This is a genomic window from Blastococcus sp. TF02A-26, from assembly GCF_003319125.1.
Classification (GTDB): Bacteria; Actinomycetota; Actinomycetes; order Mycobacteriales; family Geodermatophilaceae; genus Trujillonella.
The window spans coordinates 50,652-66,106 of sequence record NZ_QOHG01000017.1 but is presented as its reverse complement, the minus strand read 5'-3'; the positions used below and the strand labels follow the sequence as shown (position 1 = coordinate 66,106).

The following is a 15,455-nucleotide window of genomic DNA, read 5'->3' as shown; positions in this document are numbered from 1 at the left end:
TTCGCTCGTCCAGCCCGAGGGCGGGGTCAGACGGTGGCGGTCGCGGAGTCCACGAGGCGCTCGGCGAGCTGGCGGCCGTGCGACGCGGGGCCGTCGGGGCCCAGCAGCCCACCGGAGAGGTACATGCCGTCGATGACCAGGTGCACCTGGGCGGCGAGGTCCTCGCCGGCGCCGGGGAGGAGCTGGTCGGCGAGGCGCTCCAGGCGGGCGTGCAGCTCGAACTTGTAGTCGGCCGCGGCGCTGCGGGCCGGGTGCGTCGGGTCGTCGTACTCGCTGCTCACGTTGGTGAAGGGGCAGCCGCGGAAGCCGGCGCGGGTGACGTCGCGCTCGACGATGTCGACGACGGCCAGCAGCGCGGCGCGGGGGTCGCCCTCGAGCCGCATCAGGTCGGCGTCGATCGAGGCGAGCACGGTCGCGGCCTTGCGGGCCAGGTAGGCGCCGACGAGCTCGTCCTTGCTCTTGAAGAGCCGGTAGACGGTCATCTTGCCCAGGCCGGTCTCGCGGACCAGCTCGTCCATGCCCACGCTGCGCGAGCTGCGCGCGGCGAACAGCCGCTCGGCGGTGTCCAGCACGATGGCCTGCCGCTCGGCACGGCTGCGGCGGACGGGGACCCCGTCGGCGCCGTGGTCGTGGTCGGTGGCGAGGGAGAGAGCGGCTGCGGTCACGTTCTGGATCGTGCACCGGCACGTGACGGAGCAGTTCGCGGCACGCCGGTCCGCAACCCCAGATGGTTGCTCTGGGTGACGAGGGGCGTGCGGGTGGGCCGAGGCGCGGGAGATGGGTGGGACGACTGTGGTCCCGGCGCCGCGGCTGACGGGCTCAGGCCCGGCGTACCCGGCGCGGGTTGGCGAGCATCCGGGAGACGGGGCCGGCCGAGGACTGCTGTCCCTGGGCCTCGTCGACCAGCTGCTCGACGGCGGTCTCGGTCGTCATCCGGGCGTCGCTCTGCGTGTCCTCCATAGGACACAGGGTCCCCTCCCGACACGTGCGGGAAACAGACCCACGCGGAGGACATGAAGCCGAAGCGGTGAGACTTCGCTCACAGAACGCTGGCGCGACCCGCCGTCGGCACGCCCTCGGCGGTGTGGGCGCAGCCGCTGCCGGCGGCGGCCGGAGCCCGCCCCCGGGCCCGGACGACCACCAGGACGGCGACCCAGACCAGCACGGACACCGTGACGACGAAGAAGCTCGGCGGGAGGTCCACCATCGCCGCCAGCACCAGGCCCACCCACACCGAGAGCAGGGCGATGGCCACGGCGATCGCGGCCACGCGTCCTGGGCGGGCGGTCAGGCGGAGCGCGGCGGCCGCCGGCGTGACGACCAGGCCGAAGAGCAGCAGCGTGCCGACCACCTGCACGGCCATCGTGATGGTGAGCGCCAGCAGGACGACGAAGGCGACGCCGAGGGCGCGCACCGGCACGCCGCGCGCCTCGGCCACCGCGGGGTCGACCGAGGCGAACACCAGCGGCCGGCCGATGAGGGCGAGCACGACCGCGACGGCGAGGGTGAACAGCGCGAACACCACGAGCTCGTCGTCGGACACCGCGAGCAGGTTGCCGAACAGCACCGACGTCGTCGTGCTGGCGTTCGCGCTGGCCAGCGACGCGAACAGCACGCCGAGACCGGTGGCGAAGGCGAGCACCGTGCCGGTGGCGATCTCCCGGTCGGCGACCCGACGGCCGAGCAGGCCGATCAGCAGGCCGCCGCCGACGCAGAACACGGCCAGCCCCAGGGTGACCGGCGCCCCGACCAGCAGGGCGCCCGTGGCGCCGGGGAAGCCGATGTGCGCCAGCGCGTGCGCGGCGAAGGCGTTGCTGCGGACGACGACGAAGTAGCCGAGCAGGCCGGCGGCGATGGCCACCAGCGAGCCACCGAGCAGCGCGTTGCGCATGAAGTCGGTCTGCAGCACCTGCCACCAGTCGGACTGGAACTGCACGGAGGCGGCGACGGCGCTCATGCCGGGTCCGGTCCGGTGGCGCGGGTGAACAGGTCGCCCTGCGCGGTGCGGACCACGCGCACCGTCGTCCCGTAGAGGTGGGTGAGCAGGTCCTCCTGGACGACCTCGCCGATCGGGTCGTGGTGCGGGTGCCCGTCGAGCAGGTAGACGGCGTCGGTGAGCACCGGCAGGAGCGGGTTCAGGTCGTGGGCGACCACCATGATCGTCACGCTGCGTTCCCGGCGGAGCTCGCCGAGGAGGGTGACGATCTCCTGCTGGTTGCGCAGGTCGAGGTTGGCCAGCGGCTCGTCGAGCAGGAGCAGCTCGGCGTCGTCGACGATCGCCTGGGCGATGGCCACCCGCTGCTGCTGGCCGCCGGACAGCTGCGACATGCGGCGGTCGGCGTACTCGAGCGCGCCCACGCGGCGCAGCGCCTCGTCGACGCGGGCGCGGTCGGCGTCGCTGGTGCGGCGCAGCCCGAAGCGGTGCCCGGTGAGCCCCAGCGTGACGAGGTCACGGCACCGGATCGCGTCGCCCAGCGCGGCGGTGTAGTTCTGCGGCACGTAGCCGATCCGCCGGTCCCCGCGGCGCGGCTGCGCGCCGAGCACCTCGACCCGGCCGGCCGCGACGGGCAGCAGGCCGAGGGCCACCTGGAACAGCGTCGTCTTCCCGGCGCCGTTGGGGCCGATCACGCCCACGACCGCACCGGCGGGGACGGCGAGCGTCCCCTGTGACCAGACGGTCCGTCCCGCCCGGACGACGCTCACGTCGTCGAGGACGAGCGCCGGGGTCGGCGTCGGGCTCACGGGTTCTCCGTGAGCGCGTCGGAGAGTCGCTCCAGCTGGTCCACCTGCCACTCGACGAAGGAACCGTCGTCGTCCGGCGCCGATTCCGTGACCTCGACGACCGGGACGCCGGAGTCCTCCGCCGCCGTGCGCAGCTGCTCGGGGAGGCTGCCGGCGGTCTGGGTGTTGTAGACGAGGACGTCGATGCCGCCGTCGGCGAGAGCGGTGACGAACTCCGCGAGGTCCCCCGGTGCCGGCTCTCCCTCGTTGCCGACGGCGTCGCGGTAGCCGGCCGGGGTGGCGTCGGCGAGGCCGACCGCGCGGGCGGTGCGGTCGAAGACCGGCTCGGTCGCGGCGTACGTGCGGCCGGGAGCCAGCTCGCGCAGCCGGGCCAGTGCCGCGACGTAGGACTGGAGCTCGGTGGTGAACAGCTGGCGCTGCTGCTGGAGGTAGGGGGCGGCGTCGGGGGAGAGCTCGGTCAGCTCCCGGGTCACCGCGTCGGCGAACCGGGGGAGCACCTCGGGCTCGTACCAGAGGTGCGGGTCGTCCCCGGTCGCGGCGCCGGCCACCTCGGCGACCTCGAGCACGACGGGCCGGGGGGAGACGCCGTCGGTGGCGTCGGCGGCCCACCCGTCGTAGCCGGCGCCGTTGTAGACGACCAGGTCCGCGTCCTCGAACGCGGCGATGTCGCCCGTGCTCGCCTCGTGGTCGTGCGGGTCGCTCGCGCCGGAGCCGAGCACGGTGGTGACGTTCGCGCAGTCGCCCCCGAGCTGGTCGACGACGGCGCCCCACTGGGCCACCGAGACCACGACGTCGACCACCTCGCCGGGGCAGTTCGCCGGGTCGCCGGCCTCCGTGACCGGTCCGCCGTCCGCGTCCGAGCAGCCGGCCAGGGCGGCCGTGCCGGCGAGGACCGCGAGGGCGGCGGTGGTGCGGAGGCGGTGCGGCACGGTTCTCCCGAGAATGGTTATCGGTTCCACAACAGTATGGCGCATGGCGCAGGAGCGGACGCAGCGTCACCGCTGTCCCGCACCGTGCATATGACGTCCCGCCATGCGATACGACATGTCACCCGGGGGAAACGGCGGCGAAACGCGGCGGCGGTGCGATGGCCAGCATGACGACCGCCACCTCCCTCCTGGCGCTCTCCCCCCAGGCCGAGCGCACCTTCGCCGCCCCGGCGCCCTCGCAGCGCACCCTCCCGGCGACACCCGGCACCGTGCGCTGGGGGGCGATCGACCCCGCCGCCGAGCCCGTCCTCGAGGTGCCGTCGGGCGCGGCGCTGGCCGTCGAGGCGGTGAGCCACCACGCCGGGGACGCCCCCGAGCTGATGATCGACGCCGGTCTCGACGCCATCTGGGCGGCGATCCCGGAGAGCGAGCGGGGTCCGGGGGTGCACGTGCTCACCGGGCCGGTGGCCGTCGCCGGTGCGCGTCCGGGAGGAGCCGTCGCCGTCCGCATCGAGACCATGGCGCCGCGGGTGCCCTACGGCTCGAACTGCGCCGCCAACTGGGGACTGCTGTACGACACGTACGGCAAGGAGCGGATCACCGTCTACGAGCTCGACCACTCCGACGGCACCCCGGCCACCGACTTCCCGACCGTCGCGCAGCCGCTGTTCGCCTACGACTTCACCTCGCGCCCCCTCTACGACGTCCCGGGGTGGCGGACACCGGCCTCGGCGCGGGTCGAGGAGCCGTTCAGCCGCCCGGTCCGGGTGCCGGTCCGCCCGCACTTCGGCCTGATGGGCGTGCTGCCCGGCGGCGACGACGTCCTCTCCAGCATCCCGCCGGGGGTCTTCGGCGGGAACGTGGACAACTGGCGCTTCGGACCGGGGGCCACCGTCTTCTACCCGGTGTTCCGGGAGGGGGCCGGCGTCTACTGGGGGGACCCGCACTTCGCGCAGGGCGACGGCGAGATCTGCGGCACCGCCATCGAGGCGTCGGCGAACGCGACCGTCCGGCTGGCCGCCGTCGACGACCTGGAGCTGCGCGCCCCGATGCTGGAGACCGACACCCACTGGTACACCCACGGCTTCGGTGCCGACCTCGACGAGGCCGCGCGGATGGCCGTCGAGGAGATGATCACGCTGCTGCGGTGGCGGGTCGGGCTCTCCGCGGACGACGCGTACTCGCTGTGCTCGGTGGCGATGGACATGGGGATCACCCAGGTCGTCGACGGCACGCTGGGCGCCCACTGCGGCATCCGCCGCGACATCTTCCTCTGACGGAACCCGGCCCTCCCCTCGACGAGATCTGCACACTCGTCGGCATCAGGCGCTGATGCCGCCCACTGTGCAGATCTCGTCGAGGGCTGTGGACGGCGGCAGCGGCGGATCAACCCCTCCCGGCACCCTGTCGCGGTGCCCAGCCGCCCGCCGCGCCTCCGCATCCACGGACCCACGACCCGCTCCGCCGTCCTCGCCGAGGGGTTCGGGGAGCGAGCGCTCCGCCACCCGGGACTGCGCCGGCTGTCCCGTGACACCTACCTGCCCCGGGCGTTGGCGGACGACGTCGACGCCCGGGTCGCCGCCGTCCTCTTGACCGCACCGGGCGACGCGGTCGCGAGCCACCGGACCGCGGCTGAGCTCTGGGGACTCGAGATCCCGCTCCAGCCTCGGGATGCACGCGTGCACCTCACCGTCGGCCCGGGGAGCGCCGTGCGTGGCCGGCGGGACCGTTGCATCCACCGGACGGCGCACGTCCCCGCGGACCTCACGGAGACCAGGGGCCTGCCGGTCACGACGCCGGCGCGCACCTGGCGCGACCTGGCCGCGGTGCTCGAGCCGCCGCCCCTCCTCGCCGTGACCGATCAGGTCCTGCGGCGGTTCTGCTCCGCCGAGGAGCTCGCCGCGGCGCTGGACCGGCGTCCCCACGGGCGGGGCGCGAAGCGGGCGCGGGACGTGCTGCCCCTCGGCGACCGGCGTGCGGGCTCGCCCATGGAGTCGGTGCTGAGGTGGCTGCTGCACGAGGCCGGACTGCCCGCGCCGGTGCTGCAGTACCGCATCGTCGACGGCGCTGGACGGCTGCTGGCAGAGGTGGACATGGCCTGGCCCGAGCACCGCGTCGTCGTCGAGTTCGACGGCGAGGTGCACCGCGAGCGCGATGTCTTCGTCCGGGACCTCCGCCGGCAGAACGGCATCGTCCTGACCGACTGGACCGTGCTGCGCTACTCCTCCGCCGACGTCCTGGGCCGGCCGGCGGATGTGGTGGCCCAGATCGGGTCGGTGGTGGTCGGCTGAGGGTGCGACGAGATCTGCACACTCGTCGGCATCAGGCGCTGATGGTGACGACTGTGCAGATCTCGTCGAGCGGGGGGCTAGAGGTCGAGGGTCAGGGACGGCGTCCTGGCCCGGCCGACGCAGATCATCATCGAGCGGCCGGCGGTGCGCTCCTCGTCGGTGAGCACGGAGTCGCGGTGCTCGGGCTCGCCGGCCAGCACCCGCGTCTCGCACGCTCCGCAGTAGCCCTGCTCGCAGTCCGACGACAGCGGGACGACGTCGCGCAGCACCTCGACGATCCGCTTGTCCGCCGGCACGGTGACCGTCGTCCCGGTCCGGGCCAGGCGCACGTCGAAGGCCACGTCGTGCGAGGTGTCGACGGCGACCTCCTCGGCCGGCGCGGTGAACCGCTCGACGTGCAGCCGGTCGGACACCCCGGCCGCGGCGCAGGCGGCCTCCATCGCGGCGATCATCGGCGCCGGCCCGCAGCAGTAGACCGCGGTCTCGGGCCCGATGGTGGCCAGGGCGGCCGCGAGGTCCGGGACGCCGCGCTCGTCCTGCGGCAGCAACTGCACGCCGTCGCCGGCCAGTGCCACCAGCTCGTCGGCGAACGCCATCGACGCCGCCGTCCGCCCGCCGTAGAGCACCCGGACCGGCGCTCCCCGCGCGACCAGCGCCCGGGTCATGGCCAGGATCGGCGTGATGCCGATGCCGCCGGCGACCAGCAGGTGGTCCGGGGCGTCGACCAGCGGGAAGTGGTTGCGCGGGCCGCGCACGGTCAGCCGCGCACCGCTGCGCGCCAGCTCGTGCAGCTCGACCGAGCCGCCGCGCCCGGCCGGCTCGCGCAGGACGGCGACGGTCCAGGTGTCGGCCCCGGGGTCCCCGCACAGGGAGTACTGCCGCAGCCGGCCCGAGGGCAGCCGCACCTCCAGGTGCGCGCCCGGGGTCCAGGCGGGCAGCTGGGCGCCGGTCGGGTCGGCGAACGTCACCGCGACGACGTCGGTGGCGACGGGTCGCACCTCGGTGACCTCGAGCTCGCGGGTGACGATCGCCGGCGCCACCGCGGCCGAGCCCAGCCGCGGACCGGGGGTGAACAGCGCGGGGATGGCGTCCCAGCCGGTCTGGTTGCCCCGGGTCGGGTAGGGGACCAGCGCCTCGCCCAGCACACGGTAGTCGGGCAGCCGGGTCAGGACCTGGCGCATCATCTCGCCGAACATCGCCCGGGCCAGGTGCGCGCCGGCGCAGCGGTGGGTGCCGATGCCGAAGGAGAGGTGCCGCTGCGGGTTGCGGTCGAGCACCACGGTCTCGGGGTCGGGGAACACCTCCGGATCGTGGTTGGCCGCCACCCAGGGGATGAGCACCCGCTGCCCGGCGTGCATCGCCACGCCGCCGACCTCGGTGTCGGACAGCAGCGTCCGGGCCATCGACTGCGACGGCGCGAAGACCCGCAGGAACTCCTCGACGGCGACGTCGAGCAGGTCCGGGTCGTCGATCAGCCGCTGCCGCTCCTCGGGGTGCTCCGACAGCCACACGAGCGTGGAGCCGGTGAGCGACGTCGTGGTGTCCACCCCGCCGGCGACCAGCAGGTACATCACCGACACGAGCTCCTGCTCGGTGAATGGCCGGCCCTCGGGGTGGACCGCGTGCACCAGCGCGGAGACGGCGTCCTCGCGCGGCTCGGCGCGCCGGGCGGCGATGAGCTCGCGGATGCGGCTCTCCAGGTACATCAGCCCCTCGACGCCGCGCATCGCCCGGTCGGTGCCGGGGACGCTGGCGAAGATGTCGTGCACCGGGCCGGCGAGCTTCTTCCAGTCGTCGGTCGGGAAGCCCAGCCAGTCGAGGGTGACCGCGGCCGGCACCGGATTGGTCAGGTCGCGGACGAAGTCCACCGACCCGGTCTCGACGAACGCGTCGATGGCCGCGGTGGTGTGCCGGGCGATCATCGGCTTCAGCTTCTCCACCGCGTCGAACGTCAGCAGCGGGTTGATCAGCTCCCGGTACGGGGTGGCCCGGGGCGGGTCGAGCTCGATCGGGTACTGCTCCAGGCCCGGCCCGAAGGGGATGACGAAGGAGATGCCGCGGTTGCCGGCCGGCGCCCGCTCCGAGGAGAAGGTGGCGTCGTCACGGGCGATGCGGACCACGTCGGCGTGCCGGGTGGTGAAGAAGAAGCCGTCGTGGGCCTCGGTCCAGCCGACCGGCTGCTGCTCGCGGAACCGGCGGTAGTAGGCCACCGGGTCGGCGTTGGCCTCGGCGGAGTGGTGGTCGAACAGCGGGAGGGTCAACTCGTGCTCCGGAGGGGCTCGAGGCGAACGCGCGGTGTTGCCCGGCCGCGCCACCGGGGAGAGCGAGACTAGACGGCGCGCGGGGGGAGCAGGCGGATGGCCACGGCCTTCTCCTGCGTGTACTCGCGCATCGCGGCGTAGCCGCCGCCGCGGCTGAAGCCGCTGTCCTTCTGCATGTTGAACGGGAAGCCGATGACGCCGGCGTCGTGGAACTGGTTGACCGCGACCTGGCCGCTGCGCACCCCGGCTGCCATCCGCAGCGCGCGGGAGACGTCGGAGGTCCAGATGCACGACAGCAGCCCGAAGTCGGTGCGGTTGGCGAGCTCGAGGGCCTCGGCGTCGCCGCGGAAGGTCTGGATCGCCAGCACCGGCCCGAAGACCTCCTCCCGGACGATCCGCGCGTCGGGGGAGACCCCGTCGACCACGGTGGGCTCGACGAACCAGCCGGCGTCCCGGTCGCCGGGGACGCCGCCGCCGGTGAGCACGCGGGCGCCGCTGCCCGGCAGCTCGGTGAGGAAGCCCAGCACCCGGTCGCGCTGCGTGGCGTTGACCAGCGGGCCCATGTCCAGGTCCTCGTCCCAGGCGCCGATCCGCACCGCGCGCATCGCCTCGACGACCCGCTCGCGCACCTCGTCGGCGATCGACTCCTCCACCACCAGGCGGGAGCCGGCGTAGCAGTTCTGCCCGGCGTTCTCGGTGATGGAGCCGACGATCGCCGGCACCGCCGCGTCGAGGTCGGCGTCGGCGAAGAGCAGGTTCGGCGACTTGCCGCCGAGCTCGAGCTTGACGGGGACCAGGTTCTCGGCAGCCGAGCGCATGATCGCCCGGCCCGTGGCCGTGGACCCGACGAAGCTGAGGTGGTCGACGTCGGCGTGCCCCGAGAGCGCGGCCCCGGCCTGCGGTCCGCCGGTGACCACGTTGAGCACGCCGGCCGGGATCCCGGCCTCGGCGGCCAGCTCGACGAGGGCGAGCACCACCAGCGGGGCGACCTCCGACGGCTTGAGGACGACGGCGTTCCCGGCGGCGAGCGCGGGGGCGGCGTTGGCCGCGGTGAGGACGGCGGGCACGTTCCACGGCGTGATGACGGCGCAGACGCCGAGGGGCTCCATCAGCGTGTAGCCGTGGAAGTCCGGCGTCCGGGTGGGCAGCGTGACCCCGGTGAGCTTGTCGGCGGCGCCGCCGAAGTAGCCGATGATCCCCCCGGCGATGAAGGCGTTCATCCGGCCGCCGGACAGCGGCTTGCCGACGTCCTGCGCCTCGAGCGCCGCGAGCCGCTCGGCGTTCTCGAACACCAGCTGCGACCAGCGGGAGATCAGGGCGCCGCGGTCGGTGGGGTTGGTCGCCGCCCAGCCGGGAGCCGCACGGCGGGCCGCGGCGACCGCGGCGTCGACGTCGGCGGCGGTGCCCTCCGCGACGGTGGCGAACGGCTGCCCGGTCGCGGGGTCGACCAGCTCCAGCCGCCCGCCGCCCGCGGCCGTGGTCCACGCCCCGTCGATGAAGTTGAGGCCCTCGCGCACCGACGTCGTCATGCCGTGATCGTCGGGCGCGAGCATCTCGTCAGTCAAGACGGTCTCTCGTAACGTGACACGCATGACCGGTCGACCCACTGCCGTGACCGCCGCCGTCCTGCGCGACCCCGCAGGGCCCCTGGAGCTCGTCGAACTGGAGCTGGCCCCACCCCGGGCCGACGAGGTGGTGGTGCGGCTGGTGAGCACCGGCATCTGCGGCACCGACCTGGAGTTCCGCTCCATGATGACCCCGCCGGTCGTGCTCGGGCACGAGGGCGCCGGGATCGTCGAGCAGGTCGGCGAGGGCGTGACCGACCTCGCGGTCGGCGACCCGGTCGCCATGACGTTCGCCTTCTGCGGCGAGTGCGGTCCCTGCCGTGCCGACGCGATGGCCTACTGCGAGAACTTCTGGGCGTACAACTTCATCGGCACCCGGCCCGACGGCAGCACGGCGCTGTCGCAGGACGGCGAGCCGGTGCACGGCCACTTCCTCGGCCAGTCCTCGTTCGCCACCCACGTCGTCGCCCGGCGGGGGAGCGTCGTGAAGGTGCCCGAGGGGACCGACCTCGGCGTGGTCGGCCCGTTCGGCTGCGGCTTCCAGACCGGCGCCGGCGGTGTGCTCAACGTGCTGCGGCCGGCGCCCGGGAGCTCGATCGGCGTCTTCGGCGCCGGCGCGGTGGGCGCCGCGGCGATCCTGGGCGCGGTCGAGGCCGGCTGCACGACGATCGTCGCCGTCGACGTGAACCCGGCGAAGCTCGAGCAGGCCCGCGCGCTCGGGGCCACGCACACCGTCGCCGCCGGCGAGCCGGACCTGGCCGAGCGGGTGCGCGCGGAGGTCCCCGGCGGGCTGCAGTACAGCCTCGACACCACCGGGCGCGCCGACGTGCTCCGGGCCGCGGTCGAGTCCCTGGCCCCGCTGGGTGTCTGCGGGGTCATCGGGGTGGGGGCCAGCGCCGAGATGTCGTTCGAGTGGCGCTCGATCCTGGGCACCGGTCGGTCGGTCGTCGGCATCACGGCCGGCGCGAGCGTCCCGCAGGAGTTCCTGCCGCGGCTGGTCGAGCTGCACCGCGCCGGGCGGTTCCCGGTCGACGGGCTGCTGACGCACTACCCGTTCACCGAGGTCAACCGCGCGCTGGACGACGTCCGCGCCGGTCGGGTGGGCAAGGCGGTCCTCACGTTCGACGCGTGACCGGGCACGACGTGACCGCCGCCACTCCTTGTCAGTGGCGGGGGTCACTCCTGCGGTCCGCCGTGTTACGTCCACGTTGATTCAGTAACGGGCTCGGCCGGACCGTTGACACGGCCGCGCCACGCCGACCACAGTGACCGCACCGGTCCACATGGTGATTCATCGATTCACGATGCGAGACGGTGCGGGTCACTCGGCAGGGAGGTGGAGCGGCGGTGCGAGCGATGGTCCAGACCGGTTTCGGCGGCCCCGACGTGCTCGGCCTCGCCGATGTCCCGGTGCCCTCCCCGGGCCCGGCCGACGTTCTGGTGCGCGTCGCCGCCTGCGGCCTCAACCAGCTCGACGTCCTGCAGCGCCGGGGTGACGTCCGGCTGCCCGGCCTCGAGCTGCCGCACGTGGCCGGGATGGACGTCGCCGGCGTCGTCGAGGCGGCCGGGGAGGACTCCCCGGTGCCGGTGGGCGCCCGCGTCGTCCTCGACCCCAGTCTCCCCTGCGGCGCCTGCCCGCTCTGCCACGAGGGTCGCGGCGGGCACTGCCCGAACCTGCGGATCCTCGGCGCCACGATCGACGGCGGCCTGGCCGAGTTCGTCCTCGCCCCCGCCTCGGCCGCGCACGTGCTGCCGGAGGGGATCGACCTCGTCGAGGCCGCATGCCTGCCCACGCCCTGGGCCACCGCCTACTCCGCCGTGGTCCGCGTCGGCCGGCTGCGGGCGGGGGAGACCCTGCTGGTGCACGCCGCCGCCGGCAACGTCGGCCTGGCCGCGGTGCAGATCGCCCAGCGGGTCGGCGCGCACGTCGTCGCCACCGTCGGCAGCCCGGAGAAGGCCGCCGCGCTGGCCGCGGTCGGCGTCAAGCACGTCGTCGTCGGCACCGAGGACGCGCCCTCGCTCGTCGCCGAGGTCACCGACGGCCGCGGCGCCGACGTCGTGCTGGAGTACCTCGGCCCCGCGACGTGGGCCGCCTCCATGTCCGCCCTGCGGATCGGCGGCCGGTTGGTCTTCCTCGGCAACACCACCGGCGACCAGGTCACCTTCTCCCTCTCCGACGCCTTCCACCGCGGCCTGGAGCTGCTCGGCGCCGGCGGCTACCTGCCCAGCGACATGGCCGCGGCCCTCCAGCTGTTCGCCGACGGCGGCACCGCCACCGTCGCCGGCCGCTTCGCGCTGGAGGACGCCGGCGTCGCCCAGGACCTGCTGTGCGACCGGAGCACCGTCGGCCGGGTGCTGGTGATCCCGTGAGCGGACAGGGAGTGAGCATCGCAGCGAGGTCTGCGAGCGAGGAGCGGAGCGACCGCGGGAGCGAACAGCGGGCATCGCGCGCGCTCCTCGTCGTCGACGGCGACCTCGTGACGATGGCCCCGGACCGGGCCGTGCTCGAGCGCACGACGGTCGCGGTCGTCGACGGCGCCATCGCCGCGCTCGGCCCGGCCGCCGAGCTGCGCGCGCAGTTCCCCGGCGCGACGGAGATCGACGCCGCCGGCTGCGTGGTCACCCCCGGGCTGGTGGACGCCCACCAGCACACCACCGGCGACCCGCTGGTCCGCAGCACCATCCCCGACGACATCGACTCCCAGCAGTCGATCTTCGACTGGGCGGTGCCGATCCACGCCGCGCACGAGCCGGCGGACGACGAGCTCGCGGCGACCCTCACCGCGGTCGAGGCGCTGACCAACGGCGTCACGACGATCGCCGAGCCCGGCACCGTGGCCGCCCCCCTCTCGGTCGCCCGTGGCCTGTCGGCCGCCGGCATCCGTGGCCGGGTCGGCACGTGGGGCTGGGACGCGCCCGGCCTGCCGTGGTCGGGGCCCGCCGCCGAGGTGCTCGCCCGCCAGGAGCAGCTGCTCGCCGACCTGCCCCCGGACGGCCTGGTCGGCGCCTGGGTCACCCTGGTCGGGCACGACCTGGCCAGCGACGCGCTCTTCGCCGGCGCCGCGGCCCTCGCCGAGCGCGCGGACACCCAGGTCACCTGGCACCTGTCGCCCAGCACCGACGACGGGCTCGCCTACGCCGCCCGCAGCGGCAAGCGCCCGGTCACCCACCTGGCCGACCTCGGCGTCCTGGGCCCGCGGCTGGTGCTCGGCCACGCCGTCCACCTGGACGACGACGAGCTCGGCGCCCTGCTGGACACCGGCACCGCGATCGCCGTGTGCCCCGGTGCCTACCTGCGGCTCGGCCAGGGCTACACCGGCGCCTCGCGGCACGCGGAGTTCCTGCGGTCGGGCGGCCGCCTGGCGCTGGGCTGCGACTCCCACAACGCCGGCGACACCCCCGACGTGCTGCGCGCCGCCTGGCTGCTGGCCGGCGTCTCCCGCGACACCGCCGCCGGCGACCCGCCGCTGACCGCTGCCGACGCCTTCGCCGTCGCCACCTGCGCCGGCGCGGAGGCCCTCGGCCTCGGGGACCTGGTGGGCTCCATCGAGGTCGGCAAGCGCGCCGACCTCGTCGTCTTCGACGGCACCGCCCCGGCGTGGACGCCGCGCGGCGACCTCGCCCTGCACCTGGTGTGGGGCGCGCCCAGCGGCACGGTCCGCGACGTCCTCGTCGACGGTCGGCCGGTGGTCCGCGACGGCCGGGTCACCACGGTGGACCTCGCCGCGCTCCGCGAGGAGGCCACGGCCCGCCGGGCGTCGCTGCTGCGCCGGGCCGGCATCGACCCCGTCCCCAGCTGGCCGGTCCGGCCGGCCCTCGTCCCGGGAGGGACCCCCGCGTGAAGACCATCGACCTGGCCGGCCGCTCCCCGGCGCAGCTGCAGGGCCTGCTCTCCCAGCTGGTCGTGCCGCGGCCGATCGCCATGATCTCCACGACCGGCCCGGCCGGGGTGAACGTCGCGCCGTTCAGCTACTTCATGCCGGTCTGCGGGCTGCCGCCCACGGTCGCCGTCACCATCGGCACGGTCCGCGAGGAGACGCCGGAGCCCAAGGACACCTGGGTGAACCTGGAGGCGACCGGCGAGTTCGTCATCAACCTGACGACGACGGCGATGGCCGACCACATCGAGACCGTGGCCCGCGAGTACCCGGCCGGCGTCGACGAGGCCGAGCTCGTCGGCTGGACCACCCGCCCCTCGGAGGTCGTCGCCGCGCCGTCGGTCGCCGAGAGCCCGGCGCACATGGAGTGCCGGGTGCTCGAGTCGATCGACCGCGGCGACCCCACCTCCTGCTTCTCCGGCGTGCACATCGTGCTGGCCGAGGTCGTGAACATCCGCGTCTCGGAGGAGTTGCTGGCCGACGACAGCGAGACCCGGATCGACCCGACCCGGGTCGCCGCGATCGGCCGGATGGGCTTCCCGTACTTCGTCGCCGCCACCGGCGACGCCGTCTTCGAGCAGGAGCGCGTCGCGTACGCGGACCTGGTCGACAGCGCCGGCTGAGCCGGTCGCGCAGCACACCGCACCACCGGCTCCACAGTCCCCGACCCCCTCACCTCGACCCGGGAGGCAGCACATGTCATCCACCCGACCCCTGCGGCGCACCGCCGCGCTGGCGGCCGTCGCCGTCGTCGCGCTCAGCGCCTGCGGCAACAACGCCGACGACGACGGCGGCTCCGACGGCGGGTCCTCCGGCGGCGGCAGCAGCGCCTCGGGCGAGCAGCCGGACGTCAACGGCGACGGCGACGTCAAGATCGGCGTCCTCAGCCCCGGCGACCTCAACGACAACGGCTACTACGAGTCGTTCGTGGTCAAGGCCCAGGAGTTCGTCGACAGCCAGGACGGCTGGGAGCTCATCAAGGTCGGCGAGATCAACCCGGCCGACGCCCTGGAGCAGGCCCGCAACATGTGCCGCCAGGGCGTCGACATGGTCGCCCTCGCCGCCTCCGAGCTCGCCGACGCCCTGCCGGCGGCCGAGGAGGACGTCTGCGCGGGCACCATCTGGTACCTGCCGTCGCAGACGGAGGGCTACGAGCTCGCCGACAACGTCGTGCTCAGCCAGGACTCCGCGTCGGAGTCGCTGCTGGCGGCCGGGTACGCCCTGGGCCTGCTCATGCAGGGCAGCGGCGCGACCACGGCGGGCTTCGTGACCGGCCCGGAGCTGGACTTCAGCATCATCGCCGCGCAGGCCTTCCAGGCCGGCGTGCGGCAGATCGTCCCCGACGCCGAGGTGGTCACCACCTACACCGGTGACTTCGACGACTCGGGCCTGGCCGTGGAGGCCACCCAGGCGCAGATCGGCCAGGGCATCGGCGGGCTCTACCCGTACCTGGGTGGCGCCACCGACGCCTCCGCCGAGCTCGGCTTCGAGGCGGGCATCCCGGTCCTCACGCCGGGGACCGACCGCTGCGGCGACGGCTACGCGATCTCGGTGATCTTCGACCCGGGCGAGTACTTCGCCGTGGCTCTCGAGGACTTCGCCAACGGTGAGCTCGAGGGTGGCACCACGCGGCTGTGGAAGATGGGCGTCGACCCGCTGCCCACCGTCCAGTTCTGCGAGGACAGTGGCGTGACGCCCGAGCAGGAGCAGCAGCTGGCGGACTTCATCGCCTCCGTCGGGGACGGCACGATCGACCCCGACGCCGAGGTCGAGCGCCTGGGGAGCTGAA

14 protein-coding genes are annotated in these 15,455 nt (G+C 74.4%); 7 read left to right on the top strand and 7 right to left on the bottom strand.

Annotated elements, in window-relative coordinates:
* Nucleotides 1-26 precede the first annotated feature (26 nt).
* From DQ240_RS17780 to DQ240_RS17765, 5 genes are all read right to left on the bottom strand, one after another.
* Nucleotides 27-665, bottom strand: coding sequence for a TetR/AcrR family transcriptional regulator (locus tag DQ240_RS17780; protein WP_113840958.1), 639 nt, complete (start codon nt 663-665; stop codon nt 27-29).
* Nucleotides 666-819: 154 nt separating this feature from the next.
* A complete protein-coding gene (locus DQ240_RS23375) occupies nt 820-960 on the bottom strand; it encodes a hypothetical protein (RefSeq protein ID WP_158548779.1) in 141 nt (46 codons plus the stop codon).
* A 79-nt stretch (nt 961-1,039) separates the two neighbouring features.
* Nucleotides 1,040-1,957 (bottom strand): metal ABC transporter permease, encoded by a 918-nt coding sequence (locus DQ240_RS17775; RefSeq protein ID WP_113840957.1) that lies wholly within the window; start codon nt 1,955-1,957, stop codon nt 1,040-1,042.
* A complete protein-coding gene (locus DQ240_RS17770; RefSeq protein WP_113840956.1) occupies nt 1,954-2,742 on the bottom strand; it encodes a metal ABC transporter ATP-binding protein in 789 nt (262 codons plus the stop codon). The genes DQ240_RS17775 and DQ240_RS17770 overlap by 4 nt, the downstream gene beginning before the upstream one ends.
* Nucleotides 2,739-3,671, bottom strand: coding sequence for a metal ABC transporter solute-binding protein, Zn/Mn family (locus DQ240_RS17765; protein ID WP_199589381.1), 933 nt, complete (start codon nt 3,669-3,671; stop codon nt 2,739-2,741). The genes DQ240_RS17770 and DQ240_RS17765 overlap by 4 nt, the downstream gene beginning before the upstream one ends.
* A 167-nt stretch (nt 3,672-3,838) precedes the next feature.
* Here DQ240_RS17765 and DQ240_RS17760 point away from each other — a divergent pair, with 167 nt between their 5' ends.
* Together DQ240_RS17760 and DQ240_RS17755 are read left to right on the top strand one after the other, a co-directional pair.
* Nucleotides 3,839-4,948 (top strand): acetamidase/formamidase family protein, encoded by a 1,110-nt coding sequence (locus tag DQ240_RS17760; RefSeq protein WP_113841010.1) that lies wholly within the window; start codon nt 3,839-3,841, stop codon nt 4,946-4,948.
* Between the two features lie 135 nt (nt 4,949-5,083).
* Nucleotides 5,084-5,962: a DUF559 domain-containing protein gene (locus tag DQ240_RS17755; RefSeq protein WP_113840954.1), complete on the top strand. Its 879-nt coding sequence runs from the start codon at nt 5,084-5,086 to the stop codon at nt 5,960-5,962.
* Nucleotides 5,963-6,039: 77 nt separating this feature from the next.
* On the opposite strand, the gene DQ240_RS17750 is transcribed toward DQ240_RS17755, so the two are convergent.
* The gene (locus DQ240_RS17750) at nt 6,040-8,223 is read right to left on the bottom strand and encodes a cytochrome P450 (protein ID WP_113840953.1); all 2,184 of its coding nucleotides are present in this window, start codon (nt 8,221-8,223) and stop codon (nt 6,040-6,042) included.
* Nucleotides 8,224-8,291: 68 nt separating this feature from the next.
* Nucleotides 8,292-9,752: an aldehyde dehydrogenase gene (locus DQ240_RS17745; RefSeq protein ID WP_158548777.1), complete on the bottom strand. Its 1,461-nt coding sequence runs from the start codon at nt 9,750-9,752 to the stop codon at nt 8,292-8,294.
* Nucleotides 9,753-9,813: 61 nt separating this feature from the next.
* Between DQ240_RS17745 and DQ240_RS17740 the strand changes: the two genes are divergently transcribed.
* The 5 genes from DQ240_RS17740 (at nt 9,814) to DQ240_RS17720 (ending at nt 15,454) form a co-directional block, all read left to right on the top strand.
* Nucleotides 9,814-10,920 (top strand): NAD(P)-dependent alcohol dehydrogenase, encoded by a 1,107-nt coding sequence (locus tag DQ240_RS17740; protein WP_113840951.1) that lies wholly within the window; start codon nt 9,814-9,816, stop codon nt 10,918-10,920.
* 224 nt (nt 10,921-11,144) lie between these two features.
* Nucleotides 11,145-12,158, top strand: a complete 1,014-nt coding sequence (locus tag DQ240_RS17735; RefSeq protein WP_233498809.1) for a zinc-binding dehydrogenase — start codon at nt 11,145-11,147, stop codon at nt 12,156-12,158.
* A gap of 11 nt (nt 12,159-12,169) precedes the next feature.
* Nucleotides 12,170-13,630, top strand: coding sequence for an amidohydrolase family protein (locus tag DQ240_RS17730; RefSeq protein WP_199589380.1), 1,461 nt, complete (start codon nt 12,170-12,172; stop codon nt 13,628-13,630).
* Nucleotides 13,627-14,289, top strand: coding sequence for a flavin reductase family protein (locus DQ240_RS17725; RefSeq protein ID WP_113840949.1), 663 nt, complete (start codon nt 13,627-13,629; stop codon nt 14,287-14,289). Before DQ240_RS17730 ends, DQ240_RS17725 begins: the two co-directional genes overlap by 4 nt.
* 73 nt (nt 14,290-14,362) lie before the next feature.
* Entirely contained in the window at nt 14,363-15,454 is a 1,092-nt protein-coding gene (locus DQ240_RS17720) for a BMP family ABC transporter substrate-binding protein (protein WP_113840948.1), read from the top strand.
* Nucleotide 15,455 lies beyond the last annotated feature (1 nt).